This window comes from Planotetraspora sp. GP83 (assembly GCF_041262585.1).
In the GTDB taxonomy this organism is placed as follows: Bacteria; Actinomycetota; Actinomycetes; order Streptosporangiales; family Streptosporangiaceae; genus JAOEGB01.
Window position 1 is genome coordinate 164,648 of the sequence record NZ_JBGCBZ010000003.1, and the last position, 23,522, is coordinate 188,169.

The following is a 23,522-nucleotide window of genomic DNA, read 5'->3' on the forward strand; positions in this document are numbered from 1 at the left end:
CGAAGGTAGATCCGGCCCCGTCCGGCGGCATCCGTCCGCGTACTCAGATGCCTCCGCTACTTAACCTACGGCGCGGAAGGCGTTGACGATGCCGTGGCCGTAGAATCCGTTCTTGGCCTTGCCGCCCTCGCACAGCTGCGTTTCGCCCGCGCCGTACTTCGCCGCCCGGGGCGAGGGACAGGACTTCTCGACGGCGGAGGCGTAGAGCAGCTTCTCGACCTTGGCCGGGTCCATGTACAGGCCGCCCTTGCCTGGCCTGCCGTACCGGCTGATGATGAGCGCGGCGACCCCGGTGACGTGGGGCGCGGCCATCGAGGTGCCCTCGAGGTACTGGTAGTAGGCGCACCTGCCGCCGTGGCACTCGCGCACGACCGCCGAGTCGTCCGGCTTTCCGTGAGCGTCGACGAGGCCCCCGGCGCGCAGCGCGCGGTACGGCGCGGCGGCCAGGATCTCCCGGCGCGCGCCCTTGAGCGGCGTGCCGCCGTCGAACATGTCGCCGCCGGGCGCGGCGATGTCGGTCTGCTCGATGCCGTAGTCCGAGTAGACGGCCTTCCGCCCGCTCGGGCCGACGGCGGAGACCGAGATGACGCCGTCGAGCTCGGCCGGGACGTTGACGCAGGAGTTGTCGACCTTGCGGTCCCGCTCCGCGCCAAGGGGGTAGTCGGGGCTGGCGGTGTCCCGCGCGGGCCTGCCCAGGTCGGTGCCGCTGTTGCCGATGGCGGTGATCAGCGTGACGCCGCGCTTGCGGGCGTAGTCGAGCGCCCGCCGCATGCCCGTGATGATGCCCCGCTGTTCGAGCTGCTGGGCCCGGGTGTCCTGCGGGTTGGCGGTGCAGTTGAAGGTCCAGGGGTCGACGTAGAAGCTCATGTTCACCACGTCGATGCCCACGTCGCCGGCGTAGGTCAGGGCGTCCATGGTCGGCTTGAGGAAGAAGTAGCCGGAGTCGGTGCCGGCGCGCAGGTTGACCAGGGACACGCCGGGGGCGACCCCGGCGACGCCGATGCCGTTGAGCGGTGAGCCGATGGTGCTGGCGACGTGGGTGCCGTGCCCGTCGTCGTCCACGTCGGCCGGGTCCTTGCAGCTCTTGTACTCGCAGGCGCCGTCGAACTTCTTGCCGTTGGAGTCCTTGGGCTGGTCGGTGACGAAGTTGCGGCTGAGCGCCCGGTTGAAGTTGGGCGCGATGTCGGGGTGGTCGCCGTCGACGCCGGTGTCGATGATGCCCACCAGCACCTTGTGGCTGCCCCTGACCTTGGCGTACGACCCGGTGGGGGTGGCGCCGATCATCGCCATGTCCCACTGGCGGCCCGACAGCGGGTCGCCCCCGGAGGCGCCGCTCCCCGACCGTGAACCGGACGAGGACGGAGAAGAGGACGCGGACGGAGAAGAGGACGCGGGCCGCTCCCCCGCGCGGGCGACGGCGCCGATGCGGCGGTCGGGCGTGACGCCGACCACGGCGGGGCTGGCCCCGATCCGCTCGGGCGACCCGGTCCGCGCGATCAGGTAGCCGAGCCTGTCGTCCCGCCCGTCGACCGTGCCCCCGGCGTCGGCGACGGCCTTGAGCGCCACCGCGCGGTCGCCGTCGGCGTAGAAGACCAGATAGACCCCGGCCGGGCCGGCCGGTGCCGGCGACGGAGTGCCGGCCGCGGTGGCGCCGACGGCCCCCAACAGCGCGAGCGAGACGAGTGCTCCGGCGAGACGCCCCCGTGCTTTCAAGAATTCCTCCCCCAGTCCGGGCCCCAGTCCGGGCTCAGCATCCTTCAGGCAGCCGGAGACGAACGCAACCGGCTGCCTGAGATACTTCCCGTTTTGTACGGCTATCGCCCCTGTATCAAACGAGTGGCCGCGCCGTCGGAGGGATGGGCACCGGAAGGGCAGTCTGGCCCGTGAGGTACCGGTCCACGGCCGCCGCCGCCGAGCGGCCCTCCGCGATGGCCCACACGATGAGCGACTGCCCGCGGCCCATGTCGCCGGCCGCGAAGACGCCCTCCACGGCCGTCTCGTACGCCTTGCCGCGGGCCACGTTGCCCCGCGGGTCGAAGAACGACTGGGGGTCGTCCGCCAGCCCGGCGAGATCGTTCAGCAGCGGGCCCTTCTCCGGGCCGAGGAAGCCCATCGCCAGCGTGACGAGCTCGGCCGGGATCTCCCGCTCGGTGCCGGGGATCGGCTTGAACCCCGCCTCCGGGCCCTCGACGTCGACCACGCGCAGCGCCCGGACGTTGCCCTCGGCGTCGCCGGCGAACTCGACCGTGGAGACCGCGTAGACCCGGTCGCCCCCGCCGGCCTCCAGCTCCTCGTGCGCGCTCTCCATCTTGAACAGCATCGGGTAGGTCGGCCACGGCTGCGAGCCGGGACGGCCGACCGGCGGCTTCGGCATGATCTCCAGCTGGGTGACGGACAGCGCCCCCTGGCGGACGGCCGTGCCGATGCAGTCCGCCCCGGTGTCGCCGCCGCCGATCACGACGACGTGCTTGCCCTCGGCGGAGATCGGAGAGCCGGGGAGGTCTCCCTGCTGGACCTTGTTGGCCAGCGGGAGATACTCCATCGCCTGGTGGACGCCCTTGAGCCCGCGGCCGGGCACCGGCAGGTCACGCCAGGCCGTGGCGCCGCCCGCGAGCACGATCGCGTCGAACTCCTCGCGGAGCTGGGCGGCGGTCACGTCGGCGCCGACGTCGACCGACGTGCGGAACTCGGTGCCCTCGGCCTCCATCTGGGCGAGACGGCGGTCGATGTGCCGCTTCTCCATCTTGAACTCGGGGATGCCGTAGCGGAGCAGCCCGCCGATCCGGTCGGCCCGTTCGAACACGACCACGTCGTGCCCGGCCCGGGTGAGCTGCTGGGCGGCGGCGAGACCGGCGGGGCCGGAGCCCACGACGGCCACGCGCCTGCCGGTCTTCGCGAGCGGGGGCTGGGGGGTGACCCAGCCCTCGGCGAAGGCCCGGTCGATGATCTCGACCTCGACCCGCTTGATCGCGACCGGGTCGGAGTTGATGCCGAGGACGCACGCCGCCTCACACGGAGCCGGGCACAGGCGGCCGGTGAACTCCGGGAAGTTGTTGGTGGCGTGCAGCCGCTCGATCGCCTCGCGCCAGTCGTCGCGGTAGACGAGGTCGTTCCACTCGGGGATGAGGTTCCCCAGCGGGCAGCCGTTGTGGCAGAACGGGATGCCGCAGTCCATGCAGCGGGCCGCCTGCTTGGTCAGCGCGGGCTTGGGGAAGTCCTCGTAGACCTCCCGCCAGTCGCGGATTCGCACGTCGATCGGGCGGCGCGCCGGCAGCTCGCGGCCGTACGTCATGAACCCCTTCGGGTCAGCCATCGGTGTTCCCCCCTTATCCGTGTGCGGTGGTTGTGTCACAGCCCATTACGGCCTGGCCGTCGATGGCCGTTTGCGCGGACATCGGCATCACCCGTGCGCTGCGGCCATTACGGCCTCGTCGATGTCCCGGCCCTCGGCCTCGGCGGCGGCCCGCGCCTGGAGGACCCGCTTGTAGTCCGACGGCATGACCTTGCTGAACCTGGTGAGGGCGATGTCCCAGTCGGCCAGCAGGTCCTTGGCGACCGTGGAACCCGTCTCCGCGAAGTGCTTGTCGACGATCTCCCTGAGGAACTCGGCGTCCTCGTCGTCCAGCGGTTCGATCTCGACCATCTCGCGGTTGACCCGCTCGGGCTTGAGGTCGATCGCGTAGGCGATGCCGCCCGACATGCCGGCCGCGAAGTTGCGCCCGGTCGGGCCGAGGACGATGGCCCGGCCGCCGGTCATGTACTCGCAGCCGTGGTCGCCGACGCCCTCGACGATGGCGGTGGCGCCCGAGTTGCGGACGCAGAACCGCTCGCCGACGACGCCCCGGACGAAGACCTCGCCGGAGGTCGCGCCGTACAGGCCGACGTTGCCGGAGACGACCTGTGTCTCGGCGGCGAACGGCGCGTCGGGGTGCGGGCGGACGACCAGGCGGCCGCCCGACAGGCCCTTGCCGAGGTAGTCGTTGGCGTCGCCGGTGAGCCGCAGCGTGACGCCGCGGGGCACGAACGCGCCGAACGAGTTGCCCGCCGAGCCGGTGAAGGACACGTCGATCGTGTTGTCGGGCAGGCCGGCTCCGCCGTACCGCTTGGTCACCTCGTGGCCGAGCATGGTCCCGACCGTACGGTTGACGTTGCGGATGGGCAGCTCCAGCGTGACCCGGTCGCCGAACTCCAGAGCGCCCTCGGCGAGCTGGATGAGCGTGTTGTCGAGGGCCTTGCCGAGTCCGTGGTCCTGCTCGACGACCTGGTGCAGCGGGGTGCCCTCGGGCAGCTCCGGCTGGTGCAGGATCGGCGACAGGTCGAGCCCGGCGGCCTTCCAGTGGTCGACCGCCTCGGCGGTGTCGAGCAGCTCGGCGTGGCCGATGACCTCGTCGAGCGAGCGGAAGCCGAGCTGCGCGAGGTACTCGCGGACCTCCTGGGCGATGAACTCGAAGAAGTTCACCACGAACTCGGGCTTGCCGGTGAACCGCTTGCGCAGCTCCGGGTTCTGCGTGGCGACGCCGACCGGGCAGGTGTCCAGGTGGCAGACCCGCATCATGACGCAGCCCGAGACGACCAGCGGAGCGGTCGCGAAGCCGTACTCCTCGGCGCCGAGCAGCGCGGCGACGATGACGTCGCGGCCGGTCTTGAGCTGGCCGTCGGCCTGGACGACGATGCGGTCGCGCAGGCCGTTGAGCAGCAGGGTCTGCTGGGTCTCGGCGAGGCCGAGCTCCCAGGGCGCGCCCGCGTGCTTGAGCGACGTCAGCGGCGAGGCGCCGGTGCCGCCGTCGTGGCCGGAGATCAGCACGACGTCGGCGTGGGCCTTGCTGACACCGGCGGCCACGGTACCGACGCCGACCTCGGAGACCAGCTTCACGTGGACGCGGGCCCGCGGGTTGGCGTTCTTGAGGTCGTGGATGAGCTGGGCCAGGTCCTCGATCGAGTAGATGTCGTGGTGCGGCGGCGGCGAGATGAGGCCGACGCCGGGCGTGGAGTGCCGGGTCCTGGCGATCCACGGGTACACCTTGTGGCCGGGGAGCTGGCCGCCCTCGCCGGGCTTGGCGCCCTGGGCCATCTTGATCTGCAGGTCGTCGGCGTTGACGAGGTATTCGCTGGTCACGCCGAAGCGGCCGGAGGCCACCTGCTTGATCGCCGACCGGCGGGCCGGGTCGTACAGCCGCTCGGGGTCCTCGCCGCCCTCACCGGTGTTCGACTTGGCGCCGAGCCGGTTCATGGCGATGGCCAGGGTCTCGTGCGCCTCCATCGAGATGGAGCCGTAAGACATGGCGCCGGTGGAGAACCGCTTGACGATCGACTCGACCGGCTCGACCTCCTCGATCGGGACGGGCTGCGCGCCGGGGCGCAGCTTGAACAGGCCGCGCAGCGTCATGAGCTGCTCGGACTGCCCGTCGACGAGCGAGGTGTACTCCTTGAAGATCTCGTAGCGCCGCGACCGGGTGGCGTGCTGCAGCTTGAAGACCGTCGTGGGGTTGAACAGGTGCGGCTCGCCCTCGCGGCGCCACTGGTACTCGCCCCCGACGTCAAGCCGCCGGTGCGGGTTCTCGGCGCGGGGGTAGGCCCGCTGGTGCCGCTCCAGCGCCTCGCGGGCGAGGACGTCGAAGCCCACGCCGCCGAGCCGGGAGGTGGTGCCGGTGAAGCACTGGTCGATGACGTCGGCGCCCAGGCCGAGCGCCTCGAAGATCTGCGCGCCGGTGTAGGACGCGACCGTGGACACGCCCATCTTCGACATGACCTTCAGGACGCCCTTGCCGTACGCCTTGATGAGGTTGCGGACGGCCTTACGCGGCTCGAGGTCGAGCATGCCCGTCGCGATCATGTCCTCGGCCGTCTCCAGCGCGAGGTAGGGGTTGATGGCGCTGGCGCCGTACCCGATGAGCAGCGCCATGTGGTGGCACTCGCGGGCCTCGCCGGTCTCCAGGACGAGCCCGACGCGGGTGCGCGACTTCTCCCGGATGAGGTGGTGGTGGACCGCGCCGGTGAGCAGCAGCGACGGGATCGGCGCCTTCTCCCGCGAGGACCCGCGGTCGGAGAGCACGATGATCCGTGCCCCGTCCCGGATCGCCGCGGAGACCTCCTGGCGGATCTCCTCCAGCCGCCGCACCAGGGCGTCGCCGCCACCGGCGACGTCGAACAGGCCGGAGACGACGTGCGGCTGGAAGCCGGGCAGCGCGCCCTCGTCGTTGATGTGGACGATCTTGGCGAGCTCGTCGTTGTCGATCACCGGGTAGGGCAGCACGAGCCGGCGGCACGAGGCCGGGCCGGGGTCGAGCAGGTTGCCCTCGGGGCCGATGGTCGACTGCAGCGAGGTGACGAGCTCCTCGCGGATGGCGTCCAGCGGCGGGTTGGTGACCTGCGCGAAGAGCTGGCTGAAGTAGTCGAACAGCAGCCGCGGCTTCTCACTCAGCACGGCCACGGGCGTGTCGGTGCCCATCGAGCCGATCGGCTCGTACGCCGCCCTGGCCATCGGCGCGAGGATGATCCGCAGCTCCTCCTCGGTGTAGCCGAAGGTCTGCTGCCGCTTGACGAGGGCCTCGTGGGTCGGGTGCTCGTGCTCGCGCCCGGGCAGCTCCTCGAAGCGGACCAGGCCCGCGTGCAGCCACTCGCCGTACGGCTCGGCCGCCGCGAGCTCGGCCTTGATCTCGTCGTCCTCGACGATCGTGCCGCGGCCGGTGTCGACGAGGAACATCTTGCCGGGCTGGAGGCGGCCCTTGCGGACGACGTTCTCCGGCGCGATGTCCGAGAGCACGCCCGCCTCGGAGGCGAGGACGACCAGGCCGTCGTCGGTGACCCAGAAGCGCCCGGGACGCAGGCCGTTCCGGTCGAGCACGGCGCCGACGAGGGTGCCGTCGGAGAAGGTGATCGACGCGGGGCCGTCCCAGGCCTCCATCAGCGTCGAGTGGAACTCGTAGAACGCCCGCCGGGCGGGGTCCATCTCCGTGTGGTTCTCCCACGCCTCGGGGATCATCATGAGCACGGCGTGCGGGAGCGACCGGCCGCCCAGGTGGAGCAGCTCCAGCGTCTCGTCGAAGGACGCGGTGTCGGAGCCGTCGGGGTCGCAGATCGGGAAGAGCCGCTTCAGGTCGCCGGGGACGAGGTCCGTGGCGAGCATGGCCTCGCGGGCGCGCATCCAGTTCCGGTTGCCCTTGACGGTGTTGATCTCGCCGTTGTGCGCGATGTACCGGTACGGGTGGGCCAGCGGCCACGACGGGAACGTGTTGGTGGAGAACCGCGAGTGGACCAGCGCGATCGCGGTGACGTAGCGCTCGTCGGCCAGGTCGGCGAAGAACGGCTCGACCTGCAGGGAGGTCAGCATGCCCTTGTAGACGATCGTACGGCTGGACAGCGACGCGAAGTAGACGTCGGCCTCGTGCTCGGCCCGCTTGCGGAAGGCGAACGCGCGCCGGTCGAGGTCGAGCCCGGTCTCGCCGCCGGGAGACGCGACGAAGAGCTGCTTGAAGTACGGCATGACCGCGCGGGCGCTCGCCCCGGGAAGGGCGGCGTCGACGGGCAGGTCACGCCAGCCGAGGACGGTGACGCCCTCCTCGGCGGCGATCTCCTCGATGAGGCGGATCGCGATGTCCCTCGCCTGCTCGTCGAGCGGCAGGAACGCGGTGCCGGCGGCGTAGGCGCCCTCGGCCGGAAGATCGAAGTTCACGACCGCGCGGAAGAACGCGTCGGGGATCTGTGTGAGGATGCCCGCGCCGTCGCCGGTGTCGGGCTCGCTTCCGCTTGCTCCGCGGTGGTCGAGATTGCGGAGCGCCGTCAGCGCCTTGGCGACGATGTCGTAGCTGCGGCGGCCGGCGACGTCGGCGACCATGGCCACACCGCAGGCGTCGTGCTCGTTTGAGGGGTCGTAAAGGCCCTGAGGCTTGGGGAAGCCTCCGGGCAGGCCAAGGCGGGCAGCAGGCATGTAATCCCTCCCGTCGTCATCGTCTGTTGAAACAGAGGGACGACGTTGGCCCTGCTGCGGGTGTAGGTCTGTGTAGATTACCGCACCCTGCCGGAATAGTGCCCCCCCGGTCCCCTTCGCGAACCTTCACTGGTTAACGCGATGGATACAGTTGCCGCATGGCCGATCAGGACGCGATAGACCAGTTGCTGGCGCAGGCGGGCGTCTCGTTGGGCGTGGACAGCCGGCGCCTCCGCACAGCCGTTGCACTGCTCGGCGACGGCCGCTGGTGGACCCTGGCCGACCTGGTCCGGGAAACCGCGACGTCGAGGCGGACGATCGAGGCGCTGCTGCGTGAGCTCCCCCTTGAGCACAACAGCGGCGACCGCGTCCGAATCCCGGCAGATCAGACTGGACGCTATAACAACGGGCAGCTCGCCGTTATTTCGGATCCACGCGAAGTGCCGGACGTGCTCGACCGGCTGGAGACCCTGATCGCCAAGGCGCCGCGCGGGCGGCACACGCTCGACCACGTCGCCGCCACCGCCGAGACGGTCCTGCGGCGCGCGATCCTGCTCGGGACCCGCTTCTGGCTGCCGGGCGCCCGCCTGCTCGGCGTCGGCGACCACGACCTGACCTCTCTGGCCGTACGGATGGTCCATCCGGAGGTCGAGGTCATGGTGGCCGACATCGACGAGCGGATCCTCGGCTACATCGACGACCAGGACCTCGGCGTCCACACCCGCTGGGCCGACCTCCGCCTGGGCCTGCCGCCCTCGGCGCGCGGCTGGGCCGACCTGGCGATCACCGATCCGCCCTACACGCCGGAGGGCATCGGGCTGTTCGCGGCCCGGGCGGCGGAGGGCCTGCGCGACCGGGACCAGGGCCGGATCCTGCTGGCGTACGGCGCGTCGGAGCGGACCCCCATGCTTGCCCTCAAGGTGCAGCGGGCGCTCTCCGACCTCAATCTGCTCAATGAAGCGATATTTCCGAACTTCAATCGCTATCACGGGGCCGAGGCCATCGGCAGCGCGGCCGACCTCTACGTCCTGCGGCCCACCACCAAGACGTGGCCCGCCATCGCCGCCCGTCTCGACCGGCTCACGACCGCGATCTACACCCAGGGTCCCCAGGCCGTCGAGGCCTCGGCGTCCGGCCTCCCCGGCGTGGAGGCCGTGGAGACGTTCGCCCCCGGCCTGCTCGCCGGGGACTGGCCGCGCGAGCTGCTGCCGAAGGTCCCCCGGGCGAGGCTCGCCACGCTGCTCGCCAAGCCCTACGCGGCCGCCCCGGATCGGGTCGCGATAGCCGTACCGGCCGGGCTGGAGGCCGCGGTCCCCCGGCTGCTGCTCGCGACCCGCGCCCGGCACGTGCGCGTGCTCCTCGCCGGTCCGCCCGGCGACCTCCCCGCGCTGGCGTCGGCGCTGTCGCCTGTGTACGAGCTCACCGCCGGCGGCCCGGTCCTCGACGCCGTACGGCTCCCGCTCCCGGACGGCGGGGCGGCCCGGATCGTCCGGCGCGTCCTGGACGGCGCCCACGGCAAGGTCGCCAACCTCTGGCGAGAGGGGCTGACCGAGGCGGCCGGGCTCACGAAGAAGCAGGCCAGGGCCGCGGTCGAGGAGGCCGCTCCCTGGGCCGCCGACGTGACGGCCCTCGATCTGCCCCTTCACCGCCTCGCCGAGCTCCCCGCCGCGGTGTCGCGGACCCTATAATGATCGGACTCCGAGGATCGCGCTCCCCAGAAACACGTCGCAGAACGGGAGCACACCGCACGCGCTGACCGCGCGAGGGCGATGGAGCGGGCGGCATTCCGTTCGCATGCCCTTTCGGAGGTAGATCCCATGAACGTTGGTCTCGGCCTGCCCATCAGCGACCCGCCCGCGCTGCTGGACTGGGCCCGCCGCGCCGACGCCGGCCCGTTCACCACGCTCGGCCTGCTGGACCGTCTCGTCTACGCCAACCCCGAACCCCTGATCACCCTGGCGGCCGTCGCAGCCGTCACCACGCGGATCCGCGTCCAGACGGAGGTCCTCCTCGGGCCCCTGCGCGAACCGGCGCTGCTGGCCAAGCAGACCGCGACCCTCGACCGGATGTCGGGCGGCCGCTTCACGCTCGGCATCGGAGTCGGGGGACGCGAGGACGACTACCTCGCGGCCGGAACCGACATCCGCAGCCGCGGACGCCTCCTCGACGAGCGCCTGGCCACCCTGCGCCGCGTCTGGTCAGGTGAGCCGTACAGCGCCGAAGTCGGCCCGATCGGGCCGGCGCCTACCCGCCCCGGCGGGCCGGAGGTGCTGATCGGCGCGTTCAAACCCGCCGCGCTCCAGCGCGTCGCCCGCTGGGGGGACGGCTACCTGTGCGCCGCGCCTCCCGGCTACGCCCGGCACCTCTTCCAGACCGTCGAAACGGCGTGGACCACCGCGGGACGGGCCGGACGGCCCCGCATGGTGGCGCAGGTCAACGTCGCCCTCGGGCCCGACGACACGGTCAAGGACGCCTACGAGGCGATCAACGGCTACTACGGGTTCCTCGGCGACACCACCTGGGTCACGGAGAACCTGCTCACCACGCGGTCACGGGTCAGCGACGCCATCGCCGCGTTCGCCGACCTCGGCGCGGATGAGGTGATCTGCTACTGCTGGGCCCGGGACCCCGGCCAGATCGACCGCCTCGCCGACGTCGTCGCCTGACAGATTCCGGCCGGGTGGCCCCACGGGCCACCCGGCACCCGTGCATGATCACCGCCACTATCGACGCAGGTCAGCGCGGCCACGGGGGAACCCGTGCATGATCACGGCGAGATTGCGGGCTCGCTGGGGGCGGGCTCGGACGGCTGGGCGGTGTCGGCCCCCGGCTGCGCCGGAACGGCGGGCAGCCCGGCGACGGCGACGACCCGGCGGTAGATCGCCTTCTCGGCCTCCCTGGCGGCGAGCCCGAGCATGACGAAGTCGTCCTTCTCCCCCGGCTCGGCGCCGTCGGCGCGGGCGACCCAGACAAGGCCGGCGTAGTGCCCCATCGCCTGGCCGCTGGACTCGCTGTATCCCCCGAAGCCCGCCTTCGCCGGGTCGAGCGGCAGCACCCAGCCGCCGGTGTGCAGCGTCTTGAGGCTCTCGACGAGGCCGTTCGCCCCCTGCACGTCGGCGAGGTTGAGCATCGTGTACTGGGCGACGTAGGCGCCGTCCGCGGTCGAGTAGAGGCCGCGCAGTGCCTGAGTGCAGCCCGCACGGGCCAGCAGGCCGGCCAGTTCGGCGCCCCAGACGGCATTGGCGCAGCTCGGGTCCAGGCGGCCGCCGATCCGTTTGAGGCTGACCTTGCCCACCGTGAGGGTCCTCGCGCCGAAGACCTCCTGCGCGGTGAGCGGCGCGCCGTCGGCCTTGCGATCGGCGATCGGGGCGAACTCCTTGAGGGACGGCCACGCCTGGTAGAGGTCTGGCCGGGCCTTTCCGAGAGTGTCCGGCGGAGCCTCGGTGGGCGCGGATTCCCCGCCCGCGATGGCGTTTACCAGGAACGTCAGAAACAGCGCGGCCGCGAGGACGGCGGCGACGGACCCGACCCCGACCAGGAGCCGCTGCTGGCCGCCGGTCAGCCCCCATTCGGCGAGAGTGGGGCTGGTCCACCTTTCCTCGGACGACCGGCGCTTGCGTTTGGTCATAGACCGCCGGCTCCGATGAGCGTGCCGAGGCCCCACGTCAGGGCCGCCGCGACGGCGCCCACGAACAACTGGCGGAGGCCGCTGAACCACCAGCTCCGCGCGGTCACGCGCGACACCAGGACGCCGGCGGCGAACAGCGCCGCCATCGACACGATCGCCGAAAGCCACAGCCCCTTCACGCCGAACAGGTACGGCAGGAGCGGGATCAGCGCGCCCAGGCTGAACGACAGGAACGAGGAGATCGCCGCGAGGACCGGCGAGGGGAGATCGTGCGGGTCCACGCCTAACTCCGCCCGCGTGTGGACCGCCAGCGCCTGCTCCGGGTTGAGGGAGATCTGCCGGGCCACCTCCCTCGCCGTTTCGGGGTCCACGCCGCGCTTGATGTAGAGCTGGGCGAGCTCCTCCTCCTCGGCCTGCGGGTGTCGCTCCAGCTCCCGCCGCTCGACGTCGATCTCCGCCTGGGCCAGCTCCCGCTGGCTGGCGACCGAGACGTACTCGCCGCCCGCCATGGAGAAGGCCCCGGCCGCGAGACCGGCGACGCCCGCCAGAGCGACGATCTTGGTGGTGGCCGTGCCTCCCGCCACGCCCGCGATCAGGGCGAAGTTGGAGACCAGGCCGTCCATCGCGCCGAACACCGCGGGCCGGAGCCAGCCGCCGTTCACGTCCCGGTGCTCGTGGTGGATCTCGGCTCGCGCCCCCGCGCCGCCGTCGATCATCGCTGTCCGGCCTCCCCGTTGTGCACGGCGTGCCGGGGCTCGTCCCGCTCATCAGGCTCGCCGGCCTGCTCCTCGGCCTGTTCCTCGGCCTGCTCGTCGGCCTGGTCGCTCGCGTGGGCGGGATCCGGGTTCTCGGCCTCGCCGCCGTCGCCCGGCTCGCCCGGCTCCCCGGGCTCGGAGGTCACGCCCAGCGGCTCCTCGCCCGTCTTGTTCCGGCTCAGCCAAAAGTACGCCAGCGCCCCCAGGAAGACGACCACGGAGGTCCACTGGTTGAGCCGGAGTCCCAGGATGTGGTGCGCGGGGTCGACCCGCAGCCCCTCGATCCAGAACCGCCCCAGCGTGTACCCCGCGACGTACAGCGCGAAGAGGCGGCCGTGGCGCAGGTTGAGGCGCCTGCCGAGCACCAGGAGCAGGCCCGCGAGCCCGAGGTCCCACAGCGACTCGTAGAGGAACGCCGGGTGGTAGGTGCTCACGCCGGGCACCGTGCCGGGACGGCCCGGGTCGATCTCCAGACCCCACGGAAGATCGGTGGGACCGCCGAACAGTTCCTGGTTGAAGTAGTTCCCCCACCGGCCGATGGCCTGGGCCACCGCGATGGCCGGGGCGAGGGTGTCGGCCACCGCCGAGAAGGAGATGCCGCGGCGGCGGCAGGCGATCCACACGCCGAGGGCGCCGAGCGCGATGGCGCCCCAGATGCCGAGGCCGCCCTTCCAGATGAACAGGGCGTCGATCGGCCGGTTCGGCGCGCCCGACCCGAAGTAGAGCTGCCAGTCGGTGATGACGTGATAGAGACGTCCGCCGACCAGGCCGAACGGCACGGCCCAGACGGCGAGATCGGTGATCGTTCCAGCCGCGCCGCCGCGGGCACGCCAGCGGCGCTCACCGATCCAGACGGCGACGATGACGCCGAGCACGATGCACAGCGCGTAGGCCCGGATCGGTAGGGGTCCGAGATCCCAGACACCCTGTGACGGGCTGGGAATCGAGGCGAGGAGGGGCATGTCAGGTGACGTTACCGTAAGAGCGCCCGGCCCCGGTGCCCAGCGCTGGAGAACAGGTCGCCACACCTGTTCGGCCGGCTATTTCGCGGCATTGAGAACGGCCTCCCGCAGGGCGCTCGGCACGAACGCGGTGTCCTCCAGGCTCTGACCGTCGAGCATGACGGTGGGCGTCCCGGGCAGCTTGAGCGCGCTCATGATCTTGCTGGAGTACTCCTGGTGGGCGGCCACGTTCTTCTCGCCGCGCACGCACGAGTCGAAGCCCGGAGCGCTCGCGCCGGCCTCGTGGCCCCACTTCACCAGTTGGTCGGCCGTGAAGCCGACCGCGGTCTCACTGGGCTGCCCCTGGTAGAGCTTGTCGTGAAAGGCCATCCACTGCGAGCCTTCGGTGAGACAGCGCGCCGCCGACGCCGCGCGCAGCGAGTTGGACTTCGTCGGCTCGTCCGGGAAGATCGTGAGGACGTGGTAGACGACCTTGGCCTTGCCCTCGGCCGCCAGGTTCTTCAGGGTCGAGCCGCTGGTCTCCTCGAACTGCTTGCAGGCGGGGCACTGGAAATCCTCGTAGACGTCCACCACGGGCGCGGTGACGCCCCGCTGTGCCATCACGACCGAGCCGTCCTCCTGGATCGAGATCGGTGCGAGGTTTCCGGTGACCTTCTCCGACGCGCTCTGCGCGATGGACCACCAGCCGACGGCTATCGCCACCACCGCGATCACGGCGACCGTCACGACCATGGTCGCGCGCCTGCGCTGCTCCTGCTTGCGCAGGGCCTCGCGCTGAGCCGCGATGCGGGCCTTCGCCGAGGCCTCTCTTGTCCGCTTGCTCACGCTGCCTCCCCCAATGGCTGCGTCACCTTTCATCGCCTTCTTCCTCGCCCGGGAGGTACGGCTCCCGCGTCCCCGCCAGCCCGAGCGCGGAGTCCATCGCGAACCGGCCGGGAGGCCTCATCACGATCCAGGAGGCGCAGAGCACCAGCCCGAAGTCACGCAGGAGTTCCCGGAAGTAGTGAGGGTCCTCGCCCTGGCCGAGCGTTCCGGCGCCGCCGAAGCAACCGCAGTCGATCCGCAGGCCGCGGGCCCACACCGAGGAGATGCCGACGACGAACGCGATCATCAGCACTCCGGCGATCACCGCGGCGGGGCGGGTGAGCAGCCCGATGACCAGCAACACCCCGACGATGATCTCCAGCGCCGGCAGGCCGTACCCCACGATCTTGACGACAGGGTCCGGCAGGAGCTGGTAGGCCCGGACCGCCTCCACCGACAGGGCGGGCGCGCCGATCTTCAGCGCGCCGGCGACGATGAGCACGCCGCCGAGCACGAGCCGCGCGACGGTCGTCACCCACGACCGCGCGGGCCTCACCGAACGTAACCGGTCAGACACATGCCTGCCCGATGCCAATTGAACCATCGTCTCCTCGCCCGCTTGGCAATCCCGAAGTGAACATTACTGGGATCCAAGCTCACCATGTCCTCGATAAGAGCATGGTAAGCAGGAGTTTCAGCGGGACGGCTCAGCGCCGGACGCCTTCGGCGAGCTCGTGGGCCAGCTCGCGAACCGCAGTGAGGCCCGACGCCTCGTCCGGGGCGTCGAGCAGGCGCCGGATGAAGGCCGAGCCGACGATGACGCCGTCGGCGTAGGCCGCCACCTCGGCGGCCTGCCTGCCGTTGCCGACCCCGAGGCCGACGCAGACGGGCAGCGAGGTGTGCGGGCGGGTCCGCTCGACCAGGCCTTCGGCCGCGACGCTCACCGACTCCCTGGCGCCGGTCACGCCCATCAGCGAGGCCGCGTAGACGAAGCCGGTGCAGCAGGCGGCGACCCGGGCGATCCGCTCGTCCGGCGAGCTGGGCGCGACCAGGAAGACGGTGCCGAGCCCGGCCTCCTTGCTCGCCGCGAGCCACGGCTCCGACTCCTCCGGCGTGAGGTCGGGCGTGATCGTCCCCACGCCGCCCGCAGAGGCGAGGTCACGCGCGAAGCGCTCCGCGCCGTAGCGGTCGACCGGGTTCCAGTACGTCATGACCAGCGTCGCCGCGCCCGACTTGGCCACGCCCTCGACGGTGCGCATCACGTCGGCGATGCGCGTGCCGTTGGTGAGCGACCGGTGCACGGCGTCCTGGATGGTGGGGCCGTCCATGAGCGGATCGGAGTACGGCAGGCCGATCTCGATCACGTCGCAGCCGGCCTCGACCATGGCGGTCGCGGCGGCCACGGCCCCGTCCTTGGTGGGAAAGCCCGCCGGCAGGTAGCCGACCAGCGCGGCCCTGTTCTCGGCGCGCGCCTTCTCGAAGACCGTCTGGAGAGTCGTCATCGGTTGCCTTAGCGGGTCAGAGGTTGAAGTACTTCATCGCGGTGCCCATGTCCTTGTCGCCGCGGCCGGAGAGGTTCACCAGGATGGTGGCCTCGGGGCCGAGCTCCCGGCCGAGCTTGAGCGCGCCGGCGAGGGCGTGCGACGACTCGATGGCCGGGATGATGCCCTCGGTGCGGGCGAGCAGGGAGAAGGCGTCCATCGCCTCGGCGTCGGTGATGCCGTGGTAGGTGGCGCGGCCGGAGTCCTTGAGCCAGGCGTGCTCCGGCCCGACGCCCGGGTAGTCGAGGCCCGCGGAGATCGAGTGCGACTCGATCGTCTGGCCCTCCTCGTCCTGGAGGACGTAGGTGCGGGAGCCGTGCAGCACGCCGACGCTGCCCTCGGTGAGCGTGAGGGCGTGCTCACCGGTCTCCACGCCCCGCCCACCGGCCTCGTAGCCGTGGAGCTGGACGCTCTTGTCGTTGATGAAGGCGTGGAAGATGCCGATCGCGTTGGAACCCCCGCCGACGGCCGCCGCGACCGCGTCGGGCAGCCTGCCGGTGAGCTCCAGGACCTGGCGGCGGGCCTCGACGCCGATGATGCGGGCGAAGTCGCGGACGATCTCGGGGAACGGGTGCGGGCCCGCGACCGTGCCGAACAGGTAGTGGGTGTGGTCGACGTTGGTCACCCAGTCGCGGAAGGCCTCGTTGATGGCGTCCTTCAGCGTCTGGCTTCCGTTGGTGACCGGGATGACGGTCGCGCCGAGCAGCTTCATCCTGGCGACGTTGAGCGCCTGGCGCTCGCAGTCGACGGCGCCCATGTAGATGACGCACTCCAGGCCCATGAGCGCCGCGGCGGTCGCCGTGGCGACGCCGTGCTGGCCCGCGCCGGTCTCGGCGATCACCCGGGTCTTGCCGAGCCGCTTGGTCAGCAACGCCTGGCCGAGCACGTTATTGATCTTGTGGGCGCCGGTGTGGGTGAGGTCCTCGCGCTTGAGCAGGAGGCGCGCGCCGCCCGCGTGCTCGGCGAAGCGCGGCACCTCGGTCAGCGTGGTCGGGCGGCCCGCGTAGGTGCGCAGCAGGTGGTCGAACTCGCGGAGGAACTCGAGGTCGTTCCTGGCCTTGTCGTACTCGGCGGCCACCTCGTCGAGCGCCGGGATGAGCGCCTCCGGCACGTAACGGCCGCCGAAGATCCCGAACTTGCCGTGGACGTCCGGGTCGTCGCCGTAGACGCCGTTGCCGGCCAGGTCGGCGGAGGTGAGCGGAGTCCCTTCCGTCGCTGTCACATGGCCTCCTCTGTCGTTCACGACTGCTTCTCGGGTCCGGTGTCCTGGCGGGACGCCGGATGGGCGCCCGCGGTCACCAGATCGTTGACCGCGGCCTTCGGATCCTTACCCGTGACCAGGCTCTCGCCGACGAGCACGGCGTCGGCGCCGGCCCGGGCGTAGGCGAGCAGGTCGTGCGGGCCGCGCACGCCGGACTCGGCGATCTTGATGACGCCCTCGGGGAACTTGGGCGCGAGCTTCGCGAAAACGTCGCGGTCGACTTCCAGGGTCTTGAGGTTCCGCGCGTTCACGCCGATGATCCTGGCGCCGGCGTCGAGGGCCCGGCCGAGCTCCTCGTCGGTGTGCACCTCGACCAGCGGGGTGAGGCCGATCGACTCCGCCCGCTCGATGAGCGAGACCAGCGCGTTCTGGTCGAGCGCGGCCACGATCAGCAGGGCGAGGTCCGCGCCGTACGCCCTGGCCTCCCAGAGCTGGTAGGAGGTGACGATGAAGTCCTTGCGCAGGATGGGGATGTCGACGGCCGCGCGAACGGCGGCGAGGTCGTCGAGGGTGCCGCCGAACCTGCGCCGCTCGGTCAGCACGCTGATGACGTGGGCGCCGCCCGCCTCGTAGTCGGCGGCGAGGGCGGCGGGATCCGCGATGGCGGCGAGCGCGCCCTTCGACGGGCTCGAGCGCTTCACCTCGGCGATCACCGAGACCTTGTCGCCCCCGAGCGCGGCGTAGGCGTCCTTGGGCTCGGGCGCGTGGGCGGCCCGCCGCTTGAGCTCCTCGATCGACACGGTCTTCTGCCGGTCTTCGAGATCCTCTCGCACGCCCAGGATGATGTCCTCGAGAACACTCACGCGCCCTCCTCTCCTTCGGCTAGGAGCTCGCGCGATTTACCTGTCCGCTCGCTCACGCGTAAGGGTCCCTCCGGTCGGCTGCACTCCCTGTCTTGCCCTGCGATGGTATCGGCCCAACGCGCGCCGCCCCGCCACTGGGTCTCGTCACGGTGCGAGGAAATGACCAAAAGTCGTATTTCGCATCACCCAAAAGGCGATCACGACACCAAAGAGTCCCCAGATGTAGGCGGGATGGGCCAGGCTCGTGCGCGCGGGCCGTCCCTGCCATGATCGTAACGCCCAGCGGCCCCACCAGAAGACGAGGAACGGCACCGTGCCGACGGCGAGCGGGTTCAGCCCGAGAGCCGAGACGACGTCGGCGTGTCCCAGCGCGTGCATGGCGCGGAGCGTGCCGCATCCGGGGCAGTAGAGCCCGGTGAGGTAGAGAAACGGGCAGGTCGGGTAGTGCCCGGCCTGGTTGGGGTCCACGGCGCCCACGTACGCGAACGCCGCGGCGGTGACCGCCGCCACGCCGAGCGGCGCGAGCACGGACCGCAGCCGGTCCCTGCCTCGCCGCCCGGGGACGATCTCGGTCATGTCCTCAGTATGTCGAGGTGGAGGTGGTGTTGAAGCTGAACACCCCGGCCACCACGACCAGCACGATGTACAGCACGAACAAGACGAGGCCGGTGGCCAGCGACGCGATCCACCACTTCTTGGCCGACTCCGACGCGGCGACGGCGCCCTGGTAGTCACCGGCGGTCCACTTGGAGTTGACCTGGCTGGCGTAGACGATCGACACGATGCCCAGGGGAAGGCAGCAGAGGATCGTGGTGATGATCGCCATGACGAGGTGGTTGTTCGGAGGCGTGGCGCCACCGCCGTACCCTCCGGGAGGGCCGTAACCGCCGGGCGGCGGGTAGCCTCCGCCGGGAGGGCCATAACCCCCTCCGGGCGGCTGGGCTCCGTAGCCCCCCGTGTCGCCCGGCTGATTTCCGTAGCTCATTTTGATGGCTCCTGTGAGATCAAGTTGCGGCGGAAGCTTAGCGACGCCGAGGTTCCATAGCCGGGGAAAAGTCCAGTTTGTGGACAAGTTGTGATCTAAGCGAATTTGCTCAGAACTCGCCGGAACGCCGATCCGCGGTGCCGTCGGTTGTGGGATCGGCGCCCTCGTCGATGGCGTCCCACAGGGCCCGCTCCCCGCTCACCTGGCGGCGCGTGCGGCCTCGGCTCCGGCGATCGTACCGGCCGGACATGCCGGGCCAGCGCCCGCCTCTCACGACGGCGACCGCTCCGGCGGCCACCAGCACGACACCGCCCGCCATGGCCGCGAGGGGCCACAGCCAGGCCAGGGACGGGGCGACGGCCCCGCCGCTCGCCGTCATCGCCACCGTGACGTGTTCCGGCGCGACCTTCGCGATCGTCTCCGCCCGCGTGCCGGTCCAGCTCCCCGCCACGACCGCGACCCCGCAGAGGGCGATCACGGCGGCGATCAGCCGGCGGGGAAGGCCGCGTGTCGCCAGCACGGCCGCCGTGGCCGCGAGCCCGGCCAGCGCGGCCGGCGTCAGGAAGGGGACGAGCTCGCTCCCGGAAAGGGCCACCCTGGCCGACCCGGGCGCGCCCTCGGCCGGGTTGAGGACCAGCGTGGCCCAGGTGCGCCCGGAGGCGAGGAGCGCGAGCCCCGCCCCGGCGGCGCACGTGATCAGCCACGTCACCAGCTCGCGCCGGGCCGTACGGGCGGGATCCGGCGCCGTCATGAGGCTCCGCTCACCTCGAGCACGTCCGCGTCGAAGCAGGTGCGGTCGCCGGTGTGGCAGGCGGCCCCCACCTGGTCGACCTTGAGCAGGATCGTGTCGCCGTCGCAGTCGAGGGCCACGTGCCTCACCCACTGGACGTGGCCGGAGGTGTCGCCCTTCACCCAGTACTCCCCGCGACTGCGGGACCAGTACGTCGCCCGGCCGGTGGTCAGCGTGCGGTGCAGCGCCTCGTCGTCCATCCAGGCGAGCATCAGCACCTCTCCGGTGTCGTGCTGCTGGACGATCGCGGGCACCAGCCCGTCGGGGGCGCGCTTCAGCCGTCCGGCGATCTTCAGGTCGAGGGCCATGCGCCAATTCTGCCGCAACGGGCGGGCGGCGCCCGCCACGGGCTACCCGGCCGTGACCAGGGACAGCGGAAGGTCCCCCAACACCGCTCGTGATCATGCGATGCCCGCCGATCGCATGATCACGGCGGACGCCATCCCAGCTCAACCAGCACAACCGGGAATCCGCGCATGATCACGCCAGGTGTGTCAGGACGAGTGCGTGCCGGCCGTCCAGGAGGCGTAGAGGTCGGCGTAGACGCCCGGCTCCTCCACGAGGACGGCGTGCGGGCCGCGCTGGACGATCCGCCCATGCTGGAACACCAGCACCTCGTCGGCCGCCTGGGCCGTCGAGAGGCGATGGGCGATCGAGACGGCCGTCCGGCCACGGGTCACCCCGTCGAGGGCCCGTGCCAGCCGCACCTCGGTGGCCGGGTCCACGGCGGAGGTGGCCTCGTCGAGCAGCAGCAGATCGGGGTCGGCGAGGTAGGCGCGGGCGAGGGCGACGAGCTGCCGCTCCCCCGCCGACAGCGACTCGCCGCGCTGGCCCACGGGGGTCTCCAGGCCCGCAGGCAGGCCGTCGAGCCAGTCGGCCAGCCCCAGCTCGGTCAGGGCCAGCCGGATGTGGTCGTCGGTCGCCGAGGGCAGCCCGAACCGGATGTTCTCGGCCAGTGACGAGTCGAACAGGAAGCCGTCCTGCGGCACCATCACGATCCGCTCCCGCAACGAGGCGAACCGCACGCTCCGCAGGTCGACGCCGTCGACCAGGATCCGGCCCGACGTGGGGTCCATGAGCCGGGTGAGCAGCTTGGCGAACGTCGTCTTGCCCGACCCGGTCTCCCCCACGACCGCCACCCGCGTGCGCGGCGGGATGCCCACCGACACGTCGTGCAGCACCGGGGCGCCGCCGGGATAGGCGAAGCCGACGCCCTCGAACTCGACGGAGATCGGCCCACGCGGCAGCGTCGCGCCGTCGGCGGGGTCGGCCACGTCGGCCGGGGTGTCGAGCACGCCGAGGATGCGGCGCCACCCGGCGATCGCGTTCTGCGCCTCGTTGAGCACCTCGGTCGCGGTCTGCAGCGGGCTGATGAACAGCGTGATCAGGAAGAGGAAGGCGATGAGGCGGCCGGCCGTGATCGACCCGGCCATGCCGAGCTCGACGCCCAGCAGCACCACTCCGGCGACGGCGACCGAGGCGACCAGCTCGGTGATCGGGAAGGTGAACCCGACGATCCGCTGGGCCCTGATCTGGGCCTTGCGCTGGGCGTTCACCGCGGTGTCGATCCGCGCCGCCGTACGGTCCTCGGAACCGTAGGCCCGGATGACCGCGCTGCCGACGACCGACTCGCTCACGGCGGCGAGGACGTCGCCCGCCCGCTCGCGGACACGGGTGTACGCCCCGGCCACCAGCCGCTGAAATCGGGGCAGGGCCACCACGAGCGGCAGGAAACAGGCCCAGACCAGCAGCGTGAGCTGCCAGGAGTAGATCGCCATGAGCACGGTCGCGACCAGCAGCTGGCCGAAGGCGATGATCAGCATCAGCCCGCCCCACTGCATGAACGTGCTGATCTGGTCCACGTCGCCGGTCACCCGCGAGACCAGCGCGCCGCGCCGCTCGGTGTTCTGGGTGAGCACCGACAGGTCGTGCACGTGCCGGAAGCCCTTGCCGCGGAGGGTGGCCAGGCCGGACTCGGTGGACCGGTAGAGCCTGACGTTCATGAGGTAGCCGCACAGCGCGGTCAGCACCACGGCGAGCGCGCACAGGCCGATGGCGTTCCTGATGAACGGCACGTCCGGGGTGCCGCCGCGCAGGCCGCGGTCGATCACCTGCTGCACCGCGATCGGCACGATGATCTTGCCAAGGGTCGCGAGCACGGCCAGCGCCAGTGTCCCGCCGAGGCCGCGCCGGAACTCCGGCGACAGCCGCATGCCGTGCCGTAACGTCTCGAAGGCCGTCCGCTCCGCCGCCCGCAGGCCGGTCGCCACCGCCATCACGCCACTACCTCCTCATCGGCGTCGGTGTCCAGCGCCGCTCGTTCGGCCTCTGCGCGCTCGTACGCGGTGACCAGGTTGCGGTATCCCTCGCAGCGGGCCAGGAGCCGCTCGTGGGGGCCGTGGTCGGCCACCACGCCGTACTCCACGTAGACGACCTCGTCGGCCAGGGCGATCGTCGCCATCCGGTAGGCGACGACGATCACCGTGGAGTCCGCCGACCCGTCCCGCAGGCCGTACAGGATCCGCTTCTCCACCTGGGGGTCCACGCTGGAGGTGGCGTCGTCGAGGATGAGCAGCCGGGGCCTGCGCACGAGCGCGCGGGCGAGCGCGATCCGCTGCCGCTGACCGCCGGACAGCGTCGCGCCGCGCTCGCCGACCCGCGTGTCCAGGCCGGACGGCAGCGCGCTGACGAAACCGTCGGCCTGCGCGAGGCGGAGCGCCGCCCAGACCGTCTCGTCCGGTACGGCGAGGCCCAGCGTGATGTTGCCGCGCACGGTGTCGTCGAACAGGAACGTCTGCTGGGGCACCAGCGCCACGGAGGCGCTCACACCGCCCTTGGCGACCTCGCGCAGGTCGGTCCCGTCGATCCGCACGGCGCCGCGGTCGGGGTCGATCAGGCGGGCGAGGAGCTGGGTGAGCGTGGACTTGCCCGCCCCGGTGGGGCCCACGACGGCGACCGTCCGCCCGGGGGCGACGGTGAAGCTCACGTCTCTGAGGACCGGGGCCTCGGGAGCGTAGCCGTAGGCGACGTCGTCCACCTCGAGTTTCGCAGGCCCGTCCCCGTCCCCGTCCAGGGCCGCCGTGCCGTACTCCATGGACCCGGTCGCGTCGAGGACCTGCTGGACGCGGGTCCAGCCGACGACGCTGCGCGGCAGCTCGGCGAGGACCCAGCCGAGCGCGCGGATCGGGAAGGCGAGCAGCGTGAACAGATACGCCACCTGGATGAGGTCGCCGGCCGCGACGTCGTGCGCCTCAAGCCGGAGCGACCCGACGAGCAGCACGGCGAGGACGCCCATGGTCGGGAGCGCCTCCAGCAGCGGGTCGAACAGCCCGCGCACCCGGCCGACCGCGACGTTGGCGTCACGCAGCTCGTCGGCGCGCGCCTGGAACCGCGCGGCCTCCGCGTCCTCCCTGCCGAGGGTCTTGACGACGAGCGCGCCGTCGAAGCTCTCGTGCGCGACCTCGCTCACCTCGGCCCTGAGCTGCTGCGCCCGCATCGCCAGAGGTGACAACTTGCGCTGATAAATCAGGTTCAGTACGGCTATCGCCGGAAAAATCAGGAAACCGACGAGGGCGAGAACCGGATCCACGAGCAGGATCGCCCCGGCGGCCGTCACGAGCATCACGATCACTCCCACGGCCATCGGCAGCGGGGCGAGCGGCGCCCAGGCGGCCTCCGCGTCGGAGTTGGCGTTGGAGAGCAGCTGCCCGGTCGGGTGCCGGTGGTGCCAGGCGAGCGGGAGCCGCAGATACTGCCGGGTCACCGCACGCCGCGACCGGGCCTGCATCCGATACTGCATGACTCCGGCGAGGATCCGCCTCCCCATGACCCCGGCGGCCTTGAGCACGGCCACGCCGACGATGAGCAGCGCCGCGACGACCAGCGTGCCGGTCCCGGCCCTGCCCTGGCGGAACGACGGGAGCACCACGTGGTCGGTCGCCCAGCCGAGCGCCCACGAGGACCCGACCGTCGTCACGCCGTAGAGGGCGCTCGACAGCACCGCGGCGGTGAACACGCGGGGCTCGGCCCTGATGGCGACGCCGATCACCCGGAGACCTTGGACCAT

19 protein-coding genes are annotated in these 23,522 nt (G+C 71.5%); 2 read left to right on the forward strand and 17 right to left on the reverse strand.

From position 1 onward, the window contains the following. Positions 1–60: 60 nt before the first annotated feature. The 3 genes from ABH927_RS05600 to gltB all read right to left on the reverse strand — a co-directional run bounded on the left by ABH927_RS05600 (position 61) and on the right by gltB (position 7,927). Complete coding sequence (locus tag ABH927_RS05600) at positions 61–1,713, reverse strand: S8 family serine peptidase (protein ID WP_370018665.1); 1,653 nt, start codon at positions 1,711–1,713, stop codon at positions 61–63. Between the two features lie 115 nt (positions 1,714–1,828). Further along, the gene (locus ABH927_RS05605) at positions 1,829–3,313 is read right to left on the reverse strand and encodes a glutamate synthase subunit beta (RefSeq protein WP_370018667.1); all 1,485 of its coding nucleotides are present in this window, start codon (positions 3,311–3,313) and stop codon (positions 1,829–1,831) included. A gap of 87 nt (positions 3,314–3,400) precedes the next feature. Next, positions 3,401–7,927, reverse strand: coding sequence for a glutamate synthase large subunit (gene gltB / locus ABH927_RS05610; protein WP_370018669.1), 4,527 nt, complete (start codon positions 7,925–7,927; stop codon positions 3,401–3,403). Positions 7,928–8,085: 158 nt separating this feature from the next. Between gltB and ABH927_RS05615 the strand changes: the two genes are divergently transcribed. Then, on the forward strand, positions 8,086–9,615 hold the full coding sequence (locus ABH927_RS05615) for a bis-aminopropyl spermidine synthase family protein (protein WP_370018671.1): 1,530 nt from the start codon (positions 8,086–8,088) through the stop codon (positions 9,613–9,615). A 129-nt stretch (positions 9,616–9,744) separates the two neighbouring features. Continuing rightward, the gene (locus ABH927_RS05620) at positions 9,745–10,593 is read left to right on the forward strand and encodes an LLM class flavin-dependent oxidoreductase (protein ID WP_370018673.1); all 849 of its coding nucleotides are present in this window, start codon (positions 9,745–9,747) and stop codon (positions 10,591–10,593) included. A 101-nt stretch (positions 10,594–10,694) separates the two neighbouring features. Here ABH927_RS05620 and ABH927_RS05625 read toward each other — a convergent pair whose 3' ends face one another. From ABH927_RS05625 to ABH927_RS05690, 14 genes are all read right to left on the reverse strand, one after another. Continuing rightward, positions 10,695–11,555, reverse strand: coding sequence for a hypothetical protein (locus ABH927_RS05625; protein ID WP_370018675.1), 861 nt, complete (start codon positions 11,553–11,555; stop codon positions 10,695–10,697). Then, a complete protein-coding gene (locus ABH927_RS05630) occupies positions 11,552–12,271 on the reverse strand; it encodes a VIT1/CCC1 transporter family protein (protein WP_370018676.1) in 720 nt (239 codons plus the stop codon). Before ABH927_RS05630 ends, ABH927_RS05625 begins: the two co-directional genes overlap by 4 nt. Next, entirely contained in the window at positions 12,268–13,272 is a 1,005-nt protein-coding gene (gene lgt / locus ABH927_RS05635; protein ID WP_370018678.1) for a prolipoprotein diacylglyceryl transferase, read from the reverse strand. Before lgt ends, ABH927_RS05630 begins: the two co-directional genes overlap by 4 nt. Before the next feature lie 78 nt (positions 13,273–13,350). Beyond that, the gene (locus ABH927_RS05640) at positions 13,351–14,097 is read right to left on the reverse strand and encodes a DsbA family protein (RefSeq protein ID WP_370018679.1); all 747 of its coding nucleotides are present in this window, start codon (positions 14,095–14,097) and stop codon (positions 13,351–13,353) included. A 22-nt stretch (positions 14,098–14,119) separates the two neighbouring features. Continuing rightward, positions 14,120–14,611 (reverse strand): MauE/DoxX family redox-associated membrane protein, encoded by a 492-nt coding sequence (locus tag ABH927_RS05645; RefSeq protein ID WP_370018681.1) that lies wholly within the window; start codon positions 14,609–14,611, stop codon positions 14,120–14,122. Between the two features lie 172 nt (positions 14,612–14,783). After that, complete coding sequence (gene trpA / locus ABH927_RS05650; protein WP_370018683.1) at positions 14,784–15,578, reverse strand: tryptophan synthase subunit alpha; 795 nt, start codon at positions 15,576–15,578, stop codon at positions 14,784–14,786. 16 nt (positions 15,579–15,594) lie between these two features. Then, on the reverse strand, positions 15,595–16,800 hold the full coding sequence (gene trpB, locus ABH927_RS05655) for a tryptophan synthase subunit beta (RefSeq protein ID WP_370019050.1): 1,206 nt from the start codon (positions 16,798–16,800) through the stop codon (positions 15,595–15,597). 56 nt (positions 16,801–16,856) lie between these two features. Beyond that, positions 16,857–17,681 carry an indole-3-glycerol phosphate synthase TrpC gene (gene trpC, locus ABH927_RS05660; RefSeq protein WP_370018684.1) on the reverse strand — a complete coding sequence of 275 codons (825 nt, stop codon included), beginning with the start codon at positions 17,679–17,681 and terminating at the stop codon, positions 16,857–16,859. A 144-nt stretch (positions 17,682–17,825) separates the two neighbouring features. After that, on the reverse strand, positions 17,826–18,257 hold the full coding sequence (locus tag ABH927_RS05665) for a DUF2752 domain-containing protein (protein ID WP_370018686.1): 432 nt from the start codon (positions 18,255–18,257) through the stop codon (positions 17,826–17,828). 4 nt (positions 18,258–18,261) lie between these two features. Continuing rightward, positions 18,262–18,666, reverse strand: coding sequence for a CD225/dispanin family protein (locus ABH927_RS05670; protein ID WP_370018687.1), 405 nt, complete (start codon positions 18,664–18,666; stop codon positions 18,262–18,264). Between the two features lie 109 nt (positions 18,667–18,775). Continuing rightward, positions 18,776–19,417 (reverse strand): Trp biosynthesis-associated membrane protein, encoded by a 642-nt coding sequence (locus ABH927_RS05675; protein WP_370018689.1) that lies wholly within the window; start codon positions 19,415–19,417, stop codon positions 18,776–18,778. Next, positions 19,414–19,764 carry a phosphoribosyl-AMP cyclohydrolase gene (hisI, locus tag ABH927_RS05680; protein WP_370018690.1) on the reverse strand — a complete coding sequence of 117 codons (351 nt, stop codon included), beginning with the start codon at positions 19,762–19,764 and terminating at the stop codon, positions 19,414–19,416. The genes ABH927_RS05675 and hisI overlap by 4 nt, the downstream gene beginning before the upstream one ends. Positions 19,765–19,950: 186 nt before the next feature. Further along, complete coding sequence (locus ABH927_RS05685; protein WP_370019052.1) at positions 19,951–21,732, reverse strand: ABC transporter ATP-binding protein; 1,782 nt, start codon at positions 21,730–21,732, stop codon at positions 19,951–19,953. Next, a complete protein-coding gene (locus ABH927_RS05690) occupies positions 21,732–23,522 on the reverse strand; it encodes an ABC transporter ATP-binding protein (RefSeq protein ID WP_370018692.1) in 1,791 nt (596 codons plus the stop codon). The genes ABH927_RS05685 and ABH927_RS05690 overlap by 1 nt, the downstream gene beginning before the upstream one ends.